Genomic DNA, 13,213 nt, shown 5'->3' with positions numbered 1-13,213 from the left:
CGCTGGGTGCGAGCGGTCGATTCGGGTAGCCTGCGTCAGGAGTGCGAAGGAGCACGATGAACTTCGAAGAGCAGGTCGAATCGGTGGCCGCGCAGGCCAAGGACATCGTTCCGGGTGGAGAGTGAACTCGTTCAACACGGCTGAGCAGGCGACCCCGTCCGGGGAAGGCAGCCGCTCCGCCGCCGCGCAGATGGTGACCTGGCAGGGCTACGACGTGCCCAGGCTGGAGCAGGTGCGGTTCCTGCTCTCGGAGCGCAAGCTCCGCGCCTCGGGCAGGTTGGTGACCGCCGGTCCGGCCGAGCAGTTCAGCGGGTCGTTCGAGGTGTCGGTCGGCGAGACCGGCGCGGTGAAGCGGCTGCTGCTGCGGACCGCCACGGTGTCGGAGGAGCGGCAGATCTCGGTCAGCCGCTCACCGGAGGGCCTCTGGCTGGTCGACTCGGGCCAGGGCGCGGAGCGCGCCGACTTCGACGGCGCGGTGGACGTGGACGTGCAGTTCGCGGTCCTGTTCAACGCCATCCCGATCCGCCGGCTCAACCTCCAGCAGGAGGAGGGCGAGCACGAGATCCCGGTGGTCTACGTGACCCTGCCCGACCTGTCGGTCCAGCTGGTCCGCCAGCGCTACCGCACGGTGTCGATCGGCGAGGACCGGGCGGTCGTCTCCTTCACCCACGGCGAGTTCGAGCAGGACATCACCGTCGACCGGACGGGCCTGGTCGTCGACTACCCGCGCATCGCCTACCGGATCTGACCCAAGGGGGCTCCGACCAGCGCGAACGGGCGAGTTCACACCCGAACGGCGATCGCCATGCCCTGACCCACGCCCACACACGCCGCCGCCACGCCCAAGCCGCCGCCCCGCGCGCGCAAGTGCCGGCACAGGTCCACGATCACGCGCGGGAACGAGGCGCCCAGCGGGTGGCCGTACGCGATCGCCCCGCCGTGCACGTTCACCTTCTCCCGCTCCACCTCCGGCAAGTGGTGCAGCACCGACAAGGCCATCGCCGCGAACGCCTCGTTGATCTCCCACAGGTCCACGTCCGCCGACTCGATCCGCAGCCGCCCCAGCAGCTTCCGGATCGCCGACACCGGGGCCAGGGTGAACCGCTGCGGGTCCTCCGCCGTCACGGCCGACCCCAGGAATTCCCCCAACGGGGTGATCCCCAACGAGGTCGCGACCTCCTCCGACCCCATCAGCACCGCCGCCGCGCCGTCGTTCAACGGCGACGAGTTGCCCGCCGTCACCGGCCCGCTCTCCGAGAACGCCGACTTCAGCTTCCCCAGCTTGTCCGCCGACGTCTCCGGCCGCACGGACTCGTCCCGCCGCACCGGCGCGCCGTCCCGCAGCTGCACGGGGAACGCGAACCCGTCGTGCACCCCGGCGTCCCAAGCCGCCGACGCCCGCCGGTGCGACCGCAGCGCGAACAGGTCCATCTGCTCCCGCGTGATGCCCAACGACACCGCGACGTCCTCCGCCGCACGCCCCAGCGGCACGGTCCACTCGGCCTTCATCCGCGGGTTCACCAGCCGCCACCCGAGCGCCGTCGACACCGACTCCAACCGGTCCGCGAACGGCTTGTCCGGTCGCGGCACGACGAACGGCGCCCGCGTCATCCCCTCCACCCCGCCGGCGACGAGCAGCGAGGCGTCACCGAGCGCCAACGCCCGCGCCGCCTGCACGATCGCCTCACCACCGGACGCGCACAGCCGGTTGATCGCCACCCCCGGCACCGACGTCGGCAGCCCGGCCAGCAGCGCCGCCATCCGCCCGATGTTCCGGTTCTCCTCGCCCGCGCCGTTGGTGTTGCCGAGCAGCACGTCGTCGATCGACGCGGGGTCGAGCGAGGGGTGCCTGCGCAGCAGCTCCACGATGGGCAGCGCGGCCAGGTCGTCCACGCGCACACCGGACAGCCCACCGCGGTAGCGGCCGAACGGCGTGCGGGCGGCGTCGAGGATGAGGGGACGCGACATGCGCCCCATCCTCTCACCGGCCGACGAAGAACGGGATGTAAGCCGAGGTGGGACGGGTCTCACCGGACGTGCCGAACAGCCGGACCTCGATCATGTGCGGTCCCAGCGACATGTCGCCGGTGCTCAGCGCGAACCGGTACCGGCCCGTGATCCCCGGCCCGCCGGCCGCGGTCGGCACGACGGCCACCCGGTCGTCGTCCACCCGCACGCTGAACCCGGCCAGCCCCGCCAACCGCGCACCGGCCCGCCCCTCCAGCGCCAGGTCGAACACCATCCGCCCGCGCTGCACCGCCGCGCCCTCCGGCACGGTCTGGCCGCTCGCGTCGAGCACCGCGCCGGTCACGCGGGCCAGCTCCGGCTCGCGGTCGATCAACGGCACCTTCAGCGTGCTCGGTGGCGGGCCCGAGGGCGACCCGGTCAGCTCCAGGTCGACGTGGGTCGCCTGGGCCCGGAGCCCGGTCACCACCGTGACCGTCAGCTTCCCCGTCGCGCCGACCCGCACCGCCTCCGCCGGCAGGTCCGCCACCACCGGGTACGCCACCCCCGCCCGCCACGGCGCACCGGCCGCCGCGGGCCGCAGCGGCACCACCACACCGGCCACGGACAGGGTGAACGGCGGCGCCTCCGGCGACGCGTCGGTGTGCAGCAACGCCATCCGCAGCTGCCCGCCCGTCACGCCCGGCAGCGCTTGCAGCGGCCCGGTCTCGGACGCCGCGACCGCGACCTGGACACCGACCTCGGGCCCCGGCACCCACGCGGGCGTCGTCGCCTCCGCCGCGCCGAACGCGATCAGGCTGATCGCCGCGCGCTGCCCGGTCGGCCCGGCCACCGACACCAGCGCCGTCGCCTCGAGCCACGCGGGCACCGCCGGGCTGGTCGCGACCACGTCACCGTCGAGCAGCACCCGCGCGCCGTCCCGCCGCAGCACCAGCTCCCACCGGTGGCTGAGCCCGGTCTCCAACGCGGGCACCGCGCGCAACGCCTCGGTCGGCGTCCCGGCGGGCACGACCACCTGCACGGACGTCGTGCCCGCGCTCGTCGCCACCCGCAGCCGCACCGCGTCCGGCGGCAGGAGGTCGCCGCTGACCAGCGACACCGGCCCCGGCACGAGGTCCAGCATCAGCTCGCCGTCACCGCCGGGCGCGTCGGTCTCCACCACGAACCGGCCGAGCTCGTCCGCATCCCGCAGCACGAACGGCGTGCGCGACCGCAACGTCGCCGGAGCCGCCGCGCAGTTGCTGCTGAGCACCAACCGCCGGCCGTCGTCGTCCTGGCCGGGCGTGGCCCGCGCGCAGTTGCCCCGTGACGCCAACCGCCACCGGGTCGGGTCGGGGGCGTCCGGCTGGTCGAACCGGTCCTCCAGGGCGTAGTCGCCCGAGGGTCGCGCGTGCGGCGTCCCGGTGGACCTCGCGGGCGCGGAGCGCTGCCCGAACGCGTCCACGGCGTACACCGCGACCTCGTACATCCGCTCGTCCTCGAGCCCGTCGAGCTGGGTCACCCGCTCGGTGATCAACCGCGAGTGGTCGAGCCGGCCGGGCTCGCCCCACCGCACCTCGTAGCCGGGCGCGTCACCGGTCCACCGCACCTGCAACCGGCGGGGTCCGGACGACACGACCACGTCGCGGGGCACGTCCGGCAGCGGGCCGGCCGTCGGGACCAGCACGCCCTCGGCGGCGTACGGCTCCAGCGACGTGGGCGGCGGCGCGGACACGCTCGTCGCGGCGACGGGTTCGCCGACGCCCGCGGTCCGCAACACCGTGATCACCCCGGCGAACAGCACCACACCGACGGCGATGAGGGCGACCCGGCGACGTTCCATTGAGTCAAGCTAGGTCGCGTGGTGACCGCCGTCACCACGTCGTTGCGCACCCGAGACCAAGAAAGGACTAGAGCGGCCGGAGCTCGAACGTCTGCTCGTACGACTGCACGCCCTGCCGTTCGTCCACTGGGAGTACCCGCACGTCCAAGGCGTGCCGGCCGCTGGACAGGGTGGCGAGGTCGATCAGGAACTCGTGCCGCCCGCCCGCCGAGCCGTTCGTCGGCAGCACGACGATCCGCTCGCCGTCGAGGTCGACCTCCACGCCCTTGACGGCGGCGACCGCGCGCGCCCTGGTGTCCGCCAGCTCGACCGTCAGCCGCACCCTGCCCTGGTGCGGGAACCGGTGGAACGCCGAGTCGTCCGCCGACTCGTGCACCACGGACACCGCCGGCGGGGGCACCAGCGGGTCGGGCAGCGCGCGGTGGACGAGCCGGGGCAGCGGGTGGCGCGCGTCCGGCCCGTCGGCGACGACGAGGTGCGCGTCGTAGGCGGTGAGGCCGCCGTCGGAGCTCAGCCTGACCCTGGGGTTCGAGTCCGGCGACGGCAGCGGGAAGTCGGCGTACACGACGGTCGAGCGGTGGGGGTGGAGGCCCTGGTCCGGCTGCATGAACACCGCCGGCGCGGACCGCGTGCCCAGCTCCACGGTGATGGGCGCGTTGCGTTCGGCCACCACGGACGCCACCACGCGCACCGAGGACGCGCCCGCCAGCTGCGAGTTGGCCACGTTGCTCAGCGACACGCCGCCGTCGTCCTTGCCGCTCACCCCGAGCGGCGTCACCGAGCCCGGCGCCGGCATGCCCGGCGCGCCGCCGATGCCGAACGTGTCCAGGTGGGTGCCCTGCGCCTGCCGGAACGCCAGGCGCACCCGCGCGGACGTCCACGGCAGCCCGACCGGCGCGGACGCCACCTCGACCCCGTCGCGCAACGCCACCACGGCGCCGGGCAGCACGCGCAGCTCCCAGCGGTGGCGGACACCCGGCGTCGGCGGCGGGTAGGTGCCGAACGTCTCGCCGAGCGGCGGGCCGCCGCCCAGGACGAACTGCGCGCCGAACGGCGTGATGCGCAGGACCAGGGCGCCCGGCGGGAACGGTTCGTCCAGGTGACCGAGGTCGTGGACCGGCTCGGGCAGCAGCGCGATCAGCACCGCGCTCTCGTCCGGCCGGTAGCCGATCGGGCCGTCGGTGGTGAACGAGACCCGGGCGATCGCGCCGTCCGGTGCGGGCGCGCTGAACCGCAGCGGCACGTTGGACTGCAGGTCGACCCGTTCGCAGTCGATCTCCAGCCGCTTGCCGTTGAGCGGGCGCAGGCAGAGGCAGTCGGTGTTGCCGCGGTCGAAGAGCCGCCAGCGGCGCGGGTTGAGCGCTTCCGGGCCGTCGAACAGGTCGACAGGCGCCATCAGGCCGGCGAGCCACGCGTCGTCGTACGCGAGCCTCGGCACGGCCTTCGCGGTGGCCGGGGCGGACCGGTTGCCCAGCGCGTCCAGCGCGCGCACCTCGACGGCGACCTCGGCGTTGGCGTCCAGCTCGGCCAGCTCGGTCTCGGTGCCGCGGACCAGGCGGGTCCGGCCGTTCCAGCGCACCTCGAAGCCGCCGTGGCCGATGCCGTCGGTGGCCGTCCAGGTGGCGCGCAGGCTCGTGCGGTCCAACGCGGTCAGCACCAGGTCGGTGGGCGTGGCCACGCGTTGGGTGTCGGGGACGTACTCGACCTTCTCGTCCAGGAATCGTTCGAAGGCCTGCGGGCGAGGGGGAGCGGATTCGCTGCGCAGGACCACCACCGCGCCGCCGAGGAGCGCGAGACCCCCTACGACGGCGATGAGCTTGCGACGCTCCACCGGTGAACCCTATGGGGTGCGTGCGAGCGCGGTTGTGCCGTTCAGCGCAACGACCCGGCCTCCGCGTGAACCCAGGGCACGCAGGGCGTTCAGGGCGTCGGGCGCGGTCAGGTCGATGGTCAGGTCGGTGTGCGGCGGCTGGTTCTGCAGCGCCAGGCGGGCGGCGTGACCGGCGTCGATCGTCTTGGCCAGGCCACCGGTCGAGGCGAGCGAGCCGCGGGCCGCGCCGAGCCGGCCCAACGCGTCGTCCACGGCGGCGAGCAGCGCGCTCCGGTTGCCCTCGCACATCGCGCGGACCAGCTCGGGTCGGCTGCCCGCGACGCGCGTCCCGTCGCCGAACGAGCCCGCGGCCAGGGAGAGCGCGAGCGGTCCGCCGTCCGCGCCGACGCTGGCCAGCACGGCGGCGAGCAGGTGCGGCAGGTGGGAGATGCGGGCCACCGCGGCGTCGTGCTCCAGGGCCGTGGTGGGCACGACGTGCGCTTTCGCCGCGAAGGCCAGCTCCATGACGTCGGTGAGGACGTCCGGGTCGGTGTCGTCCTCGGCGGTGACGACCCAGGCGGCGTCGTGGAAGAGGTCGGCGCGGCCAGCGGGCCAGCCGGAGGAGGAGGTGCCCGCCATGGGGTGGCCGCCGACGTAGCGCGCGTGCGGTGCGACCCGGCGGACCAGGTCGGCGACCGGGCCCTTGACGCTGACCACGTCGGTGAGCCGGACGCCGTCGGGAAGGGCGCGGAGGACTTCTTCCACAGCCGGGAGCGGAACGGCCACGACGACGAGCGCGTCGTGCAGGCGTGCGCGTTCGAGCGCATCGGTGAGGTCGACGACGTCGTAGCCGTCCTGCCGGGCCGCCTCCGCGTCGGCTGTCGAAGCGGTCGCGCCCCAGGTCACGCGCCCCGCGGCGGCTGCCGCGCGCAACACCGAACCACCGATCAACCCGAGCCCGACCACGCAGACGCTTCGCACGGCGCTCATCCTGCCGGCGCGGACCGGCAGCCCCTAGTTGTCCACAGGTCAGGAGTTGTCCACAGATCGCCGATCGACCCTCGCCCCACCCTGCCCGCGACGGCAAAGTCGAGGCCATGGACACCACCACAGCCCCGACCCCACCCGACGCCCGACCTCGACCAGCCGCCGCGCGCCCTACCGCCACCGCTCCGACCGCAGGGCGCGCCACCTCTTCTGACGCAGGGCGTGGCACCGCCGCGGGTCCTACCGCAGGGCGTCCAGCGCGAACGCGGTGTAGACGACGACTCCGTGCTCCATGGCGGCTTCGTCGAAGAGCACCCGGTTCGAGTGGTTCGGCTCCGCCCGGTCCAGCTCGACCCCGCGCGGGCAGGCGCCCAGGAAGGCGATCGCTCCCGGCACCCGTTGCAGCACGTACGAGAAGTCCTCGGCGCCCATCAGCGGGTCCTCCATGGGCGTCGCCCACCGTGCGCCGAGGGCCGCCGCGGTGATGTCGAGGACGTGCGGGCCGACCGCGTCGTCGTTCACCGTGACCGGGTAGCCGGAGACGATCTCGACCTCGACCGTGCAGCCGTGCGCCGCGGCGACGTGCGTGACGACCTGCTGGAGCTCGCGGTGCACCAGGGCCCTGGTGTCCTCCGAGAGCGTCCGGATGGTGCCCTCGACCAGCGCGGTCTCCGGGATGATGTTGGTCGTCGTGCCGGCGGCGATGCGGGCGATCGTGACGACGGCCGGGTGGTGCACGCTGACCCGCCTGGCGACCATCGTCTGCAGCGCGCCGACCATGGCGGCGGCGGGCGGCACGGGGTCGATCGCGTCGTGGGGCATGCCGCCGTGCCCGCCGCGGCCCTTGACGGTGATGTGGAAGGTGTCCGCCGAGGCCATCGTCGGCCCGGGGCGACTGACGACGACGCCCGATTGCAGAGTGGAGGTGATGTGCAGGGCGAACGCCTTCTCCGCCGGTGCGCCCGCCGCGTCGAGCACGCCCTCGTCGAGCATGTGCCGCGCGCCGTGCTGGCCCTCCTCGCCGGGCTGGAACATGAACACGACCTGACCGGCCAGCGCTTCGCGGCGTGAGGAGAGCAGGCGGGCGGCGGAGGCGAGCATCGCGACGTGCGTGTCGTGGCCGCAGGCGTGCATGGAGCCGTCGATCTCGGAGGCGTACGCCAGGCCCGTCTCCTCCTGCAGCGGCAGCGCGTCCATGTCGCCGCGCAGCAGGACGGTCGGCCCCGGCTTGCCGCCGCGCAGCACCGCGGTGACCGAGCTGCTGGACTCGCCGGTGGTCACCTCGACCGGCAGGCCGGACAGCGCGTGCTGGATCGCGGCCTGGGTCGCGGGCAGGTCCAAGCCCTGCTCCGGGTGCCGGTGCACCTGCCGTCGCAACGCCACTGTCCTGGGCTGGAGGGCTCGGGCGGCCTCCACCAGCCCGGTGAACCGGGGCTCGGGGGCGGTCGTCCGTGCGTTCGGCAGAGTTGTGCTCATCCCTCGATAGTGGCATCGCTCAGCCCCCCGTGCCCGTGGCCGAGGCCCCCGTGCTACCGGGTGCCGCGGCGTGGCCCTACGGTGTGCACATGGCACACCAGGAGCCGGTCAACGGCTTCGCTGTCGCGGTGGTTCGTGAGGACGGCCGATGGCGGTGCAGCAAGATGGACAGCTCGGCGCTGTCCGAGCTCGACGCGGCGATCACGGAACTGCGCCAACTGCGTTCGACGGGTGCCGTCTTCGGACTGCTGGCGGTGGACGACGAGTTCTTCATCGTCCTGCGCCCGGTGCCGGGAGGGGTGTCCCTCCTGCTGTCCGACGCCGCGGCCGCGCTCGACTACGACATCGCCGCCGACGTGCTCGACCTGCTCCGGGTCGACCCGCCGGACGAGGAGGACGACGAGCTCTGGCCCGAGGGCGACCTCGCGGTGCTCGCCGACCTCGGCATGCCGCAGCACGAGATGCAGGTGATCGTGGACGAGGTCGACCTGTACCCGGACGAGCAGCTGCAGATGGTGGCGCAGCGCTGCGGGTTCGGCGACGAGTTCACCAAGCTGCTGGACAGCCTCCAGGCGTGACGGCGTGATCAGCCACGCGTCCGACGAGGCGATGGTCGAAGCCGCCCTGGAGGTCGCCGCCGAGGCGCCCAGGACGGGCGACATCCCCATCGGCGCGATCGTCTACGGCCCCGACGGCGCCGAGCTGGCGCGCGCCTGCAACGCCCGCGAAGCCCTGGGCGACCCGACCGCGCACGCCGAGGTCCTGGCCCTCCGCGCCGCCGCCGCGGTCCACGGCGACGGCTGGCGGCTCACCGGCTGCACCCTGGCGGTGACCGTGGAGCCGTGCACGATGTGCGCGGGCGCCCTCGTCCTGGCCCGCGTGGACCGCGTGGTCTTCGGCTGCTGGGAACCCCGGACCGGCGCCGCCGGCTCCCTGTGGGACGTCGTCCGCGACCGCCGCCTCAACCACCGCCCGGAAGTGGTCGGCGGCGTCCTGGCGGAGCGCTGCGCGGCCCTGCTGGAGTCGTTCTTCGCCGACCTCTGACCTCACACCGCCCTGACCAGCGCAGATCCCGCCGACCACCCCCTGTTGGGCCGGAGCCCACCGGTCTTGTATTGTTCTCGGCGGTGGCGTGTCCGAGCGGCCGAAGGAGCACGCCTCGAAAGCGTGTGAGGTGCAAGCCTCCGTGGGTTCAAATCCCACCGCCACCGCTGCTCAGAGCCCCGGTTGCCGATCATGGCAACCGGGGTTCTGACGTTCAGTGGCATTGCAGGTTGCAGCGGCCGGTACGGGTGCTTGGTGGCCGGTCTCCCTCGTCACCGTCGTCTGTCGTCCCGCACGGCCCGCCGCGCCCGAGCCGCCGCGTCCGGCCGCAGGTGGTTGTCGGCGGTGCGGTCCTGGTGTTCGATCGCCGGTGGTGTGGTGCCGGCGAACCCAGCGGAGATCCGGAGCCGACGACGTGAAGGGTGATCGACTTGACCTTGCCGCCCATCAACCCGGCGTTGGGCATCGACCTGGTCGCCGGTCGGACGTTGCGGCGCAGGGTGGCCGATGTCAGCGTGGTCATTCCCGCTCACAACGAGGAAGAGACGATTGCCGAGGTCGTCTCGGAATCGGCGCGTGGCCTGGAGATGCTGGACGTGCCGGGGCAGGTGATCGTCAGCGCGAGTGGCTGCACCGATCGAACGGCAGCGGTGGCGCGGTTGGCCGGGGCGGTGGTGGTCGAGGCCGGTATAGGCAAGGGCGCGGCGATCGTGGCGGGCGTCAAGGCGAGCACCGGTGACGTCATCTGCCTGGTGGATGGCGATCTCCGGTATTACGGCGACCCTCCACTGGTGCCGTTGCTGGTGGGGCCGATCTTGAACGGGATCGCCGACGCGACCGTGTCCGACCTGTACTGGCGTCCGCTCTACCCGCAACTCTGGCTGTGCGGCTTCTTCGCGCCGCTCGCGGGGACGCTGTTCCCCGAACTGCTGCCGAAGGTCGGTTCGACGCCGTGGACGGGACAGCGAGCGGCCGTGCGCGAACTCTGGCCCGACACCCTGCCCGGCGGGTTCACGGCCGACCTCGCCCTGCTGCTCCACTGGAACAACCGCGCGCTGCGGATGCGCCCGGTCCTGGCGGACGACTGGATGAACCCGCAGCGGCCGAAGCCTGAACTGATGGCACAGGAGTTCAGCCTGCTCGTCGAGCACGCGGTCAGGCGTGGTCGGGTCGAACCCGACGAGGTGGCGCACCTCAAGGGCTGGTTCGAGTCCGCCCATCGACTGATGGCGGAGTACGAGCCGGAGAAGCACGACCCGCGGGCGTTCGAAGCGGACGTCCTCGACCGTTCCCTCGCGGAGTTGCGTGACCGGCTCCGACCGACTCGATCGGCAGGCCGCCGACCTGCGTGAGACGCCGCACCGACCGGGTGCGGGCCGTCAGCTCGTCGGCGCTGCGACGCGCACGGGCGCCGATCCGGGCCTCGTCAGGTCCGGGCCGGCGCCCCTGTTGTGCGTGTCGTGTCCGGGCCGGCGCTGGGAGGGCCACCGGCGGGGCACGGCCATGACCCTACCCTACGTTCGAACACACGTTCGAGGTCAGGTAATGGTCAACCGTTAGTGACGGTGTCTTCCGCCGTTCACTCGATCCGGGGAGGATGCGCGCACCCGCCAACTACCGGAGGACCCGTTGAGACCTACCCCGCTCCGCGTCGGACTGGCGGTCACCGCCGCCTCGGCCGTGACGTTCGCCCTCGCCACGCCGATCCACGCGGCCCCGAGCCAGGACGCCCTGATCGCCGAGGTCTACGGCGGTGGCGGCAACTCCGGCGCCACGCTGACCCGGGACTTCGTCGAGCTGGCGAACGCGGGCGCCACGCCGGTCGCCGTGGACGGCTGGAGCGTGCAGTACCTCCCGGCAAGCGCGAGCGCGTCCAGCCAGTGGCAAGTCACCCCGCTGACCGGCGCGATCGCCGCAGGCGGGCGGTTCCTGGTCGCCCAGGCCAAGGGCACCGGCGGCACGGTGGAGCTGCCCGCGCCGGACGTCACCGGCACGATCGCCATGGGCGGCTCCGGCGGCACGATCGCCCTGGTCACCGAGACCTCCGCGTTGACCTGCAAGACCGCCGCCGACTGCGCCGCCGACCCCCGCGTGCGCGACCTGGTCGGCTACGGCTCGTCGACGGTGGTCCGCGAGACCACGCCGACCGCGAACCCTGGCAACGCCACCTCGGCCGCCCGCCCCGCGTTGACCGACACCGACGACAACTCGGCCGACTTCGCCATCGGCGCGCCGACCCCGGTCAACTCCCACGGCCAGGGCCCCGGCAACCCGGACCCCGACCCGGAGCCCGAGCCGGGAGACAAGCGCGTCCGCGACATCCAGGGCACGACCCGGATCTCGCCGCTGCTCGGCCAGAAGGTCAGCGGCGTGCCCGGCGTCGTCACCGCGACCCGCGCCACCGGCGACCGCGGCTTCTGGATCCAGGACACCGCGCCGGACAACGACCCGCGCACCAGCGAGGGCGTGTTCGTCTACACCGCGGCCCTCGCCCCGACCGTGGAGCCCGGCGACGAGGTGCTGGTCTCCGGCACCGTCGCCGAGTACCGGCCGGGCGGTGACGCGGCGAGCAACGCCAACCAGACGCTCACCGAGATCACCGGCGCCACGGTCACCGTGAAGTCCAAGGGCAACGCCCTGCCGACCCCGGAGGCCCTGACCCCGCCGGCGGGCTACCTGCCCACCGCGAACGGCGGCTCGATCGAGTCCCTGCCGCTCGACCCGGCGACCTACGGCCAGGACTACTACGAGTCCCGCGAGGGCATGTACGTCCAGGTGGCCGACGCCCGCGTGGTCGGACCCACGAACAGCTTCGGCGAGACGTGGATCACCACCAACCCGACCCAGAACCCGACCGCCCGCGGCGGCACGATCTACCTCGGCTACGACCAGCCCAACAGCGGCCGGATCAAGGTCAAGCCGGGCGCGGCGGCGCCGCAGGTCAGCAACGTCGGCGACGTGTGGCGCGGCGCGACCGTCGGCAACGTCGAGTACACCAACTTCGGCGGCTACACCCTGGCCACGAAGGCGGTCGGCGAGCACGTCCCGGGCGGCATCACGCCGGAGGTCACGGACGCGCAGCGCTCCTACGAGCTGTCGGTGGCCACGTACAACGTGGAGAACCTGGCCGCCACCAACGACCAGGCGAAGTTCGACCGCCTCGCCGCGGCCGTGGTGGGCAACCTGAAGAACCCGGACGTGGTGGTGCTGGAGGAGATCCAGGACAACAACGGCGCGACCGACGACGGCACGGTGGCGGCGGACGCGACGTTCGCCAAGTTCACCGACGCGATCGTGGCCGCGGGCGGCCCGCGCTACCAGTGGCGCCAGATCGACCCGGTGAACAAGGCCGACGGCGGCGAGCCGGGCGGCAACATCCGGGTGGCGTTCCTGTTCAACCCGGCCCGGGTGTCCTTCGTGGACCGCGCGGGCGGCGACGCCACCACGCCGGTGTCCGTCGTGAAGCAGCACGGCCGCGCCGCGCTGTCGGTGTCGCCGGGCCGCGTCGCGCCCGCCGACCCGGCGTGGAACAGCAGCCGCAAGCCGCTGGCCGGCGAGTTCAAGTTCCGCGGCCGCACGGTGTTCGTGGTCGCGAACCACTTCAACTCCAAGGGTGGCGACCAGGCCATGCACGGCCGCTACCAGGAGCCGGTGCGCAGTTCGGAGGTGCAGCGCGCCAAGCAGGCCGCGCTGCTGCGCGGGTTCGTGGACCAGGTCAAGGCGGTCGACAAGGGCGCCAACGTGGTCCTCGCGGGTGACATCAACGACTACCAGTTCTCCCCGGCGGTCGGCACGCTGACCGGCAACGGCGACGTGGTGGCCCTGATGGACACCCTGCCCGCGACCGAGCGGTACAGCTACGTGTTCGAGGGCAACTCGCAGACCCTCGACCACATCCTGATCAGCGCGAACATCACGCGGTACCGCTACGACGTGGTGCACGTCAACGCCGAGTTCGCCGACCAGGCCAGCGACCACGACCCGCAGGTCGTGAAGCTGCGCCCGAGCACCGGCAACGCCCACGTCGACCAGTTGGTGTTCGTGCTGGAGGACATCGTGGAACACCTGCCCAGGCACTGACCCCGGCAGCGGACAGGCCCCCTCGGACA

At 73.1% G+C, this 13,213-nt stretch carries 10 protein-coding genes and 1 tRNA gene; 6 read left to right on the top strand and 5 right to left on the bottom strand.

The window, feature by feature from the left end; translation table 11 throughout:
• The first annotated feature begins 121 nt into the window (after positions 1–121).
• Positions 122–748, top strand: coding sequence for a putative glycolipid-binding domain-containing protein (locus ADK67_RS07600; protein WP_053715674.1), 627 nt, complete (start codon positions 122–124; stop codon positions 746–748).
• Between the two features lie 35 nt (positions 749–783).
• Here the strand turns inward: ADK67_RS07600 and ADK67_RS07595 are convergent, their stop codons facing one another.
• The 5 genes from ADK67_RS07595 to ADK67_RS07575 all read right to left on the bottom strand — a co-directional run bounded on the left by ADK67_RS07595 (position 784) and on the right by ADK67_RS07575 (position 8,060).
• The gene (locus ADK67_RS07595; protein WP_053715673.1) at positions 784–1,968 is read right to left on the bottom strand and encodes a thiolase family protein; all 1,185 of its coding nucleotides are present in this window, start codon (positions 1,966–1,968) and stop codon (positions 784–786) included.
• Positions 1,969–1,981: 13 nt separating this feature from the next.
• Positions 1,982–3,787 carry a fibronectin type III domain-containing protein gene (locus ADK67_RS07590; protein WP_053715672.1) on the bottom strand — a complete coding sequence of 602 codons (1,806 nt, stop codon included), beginning with the start codon at positions 3,785–3,787 and terminating at the stop codon, positions 1,982–1,984.
• 67 nt (positions 3,788–3,854) lie between these two features.
• Entirely contained in the window at positions 3,855–5,618 is a 1,764-nt protein-coding gene (locus tag ADK67_RS07585; protein WP_053715671.1) for a hypothetical protein, read from the bottom strand.
• 9 nt (positions 5,619–5,627) lie between these two features.
• Positions 5,628–6,578 carry a prephenate dehydrogenase gene (locus ADK67_RS07580; protein WP_053715754.1) on the bottom strand — a complete coding sequence of 317 codons (951 nt, stop codon included), beginning with the start codon at positions 6,576–6,578 and terminating at the stop codon, positions 5,628–5,630.
• 246 nt (positions 6,579–6,824) lie between these two features.
• Positions 6,825–8,060: a M20 metallopeptidase family protein gene (locus ADK67_RS07575; RefSeq protein WP_053715670.1), complete on the bottom strand. Its 1,236-nt coding sequence runs from the start codon at positions 8,058–8,060 to the stop codon at positions 6,825–6,827.
• A gap of 89 nt (positions 8,061–8,149) precedes the next feature.
• Here ADK67_RS07575 and ADK67_RS07570 point away from each other — a divergent pair, with 89 nt between their 5' ends.
• The 5 genes from ADK67_RS07570 (at position 8,150) to ADK67_RS07550 (ending at position 13,184) form a co-directional block, all read left to right on the top strand.
• A complete protein-coding gene (locus tag ADK67_RS07570; protein WP_053715753.1) occupies positions 8,150–8,638 on the top strand; it encodes a tRNA adenosine deaminase-associated protein in 489 nt (162 codons plus the stop codon).
• A gap of 31 nt (positions 8,639–8,669) precedes the next feature.
• Positions 8,670–9,104, top strand: a complete 435-nt coding sequence (locus tag ADK67_RS07565) for a nucleoside deaminase (RefSeq protein WP_053715752.1) — start codon at positions 8,670–8,672, stop codon at positions 9,102–9,104.
• Between the two features lie 82 nt (positions 9,105–9,186).
• Positions 9,187–9,271 (top strand) — tRNA-Ser (locus ADK67_RS07560).
• Positions 9,272–9,535: 264 nt separating this feature from the next.
• Entirely contained in the window at positions 9,536–10,456 is a 921-nt protein-coding gene (locus tag ADK67_RS07555) for a glycosyltransferase (protein ID WP_053715751.1), read from the top strand.
• Positions 10,457–10,733: 277 nt separating this feature from the next.
• Positions 10,734–13,184, top strand: a complete 2,451-nt coding sequence (locus tag ADK67_RS07550; RefSeq protein WP_053715669.1) for an endonuclease/exonuclease/phosphatase family protein — start codon at positions 10,734–10,736, stop codon at positions 13,182–13,184.
• Positions 13,185–13,213: the final 29 nt, after the last annotated feature.

The sequence above is a fragment of the Saccharothrix sp. NRRL B-16348 genome, assembly GCF_001280085.1.
Classification (GTDB): domain Bacteria; phylum Actinomycetota; class Actinomycetes; order Mycobacteriales; family Pseudonocardiaceae; genus Actinosynnema.
Note: the sequence above shows the minus strand (reverse complement) of the source record. Positions and strands in the feature narration are given on the sequence as shown.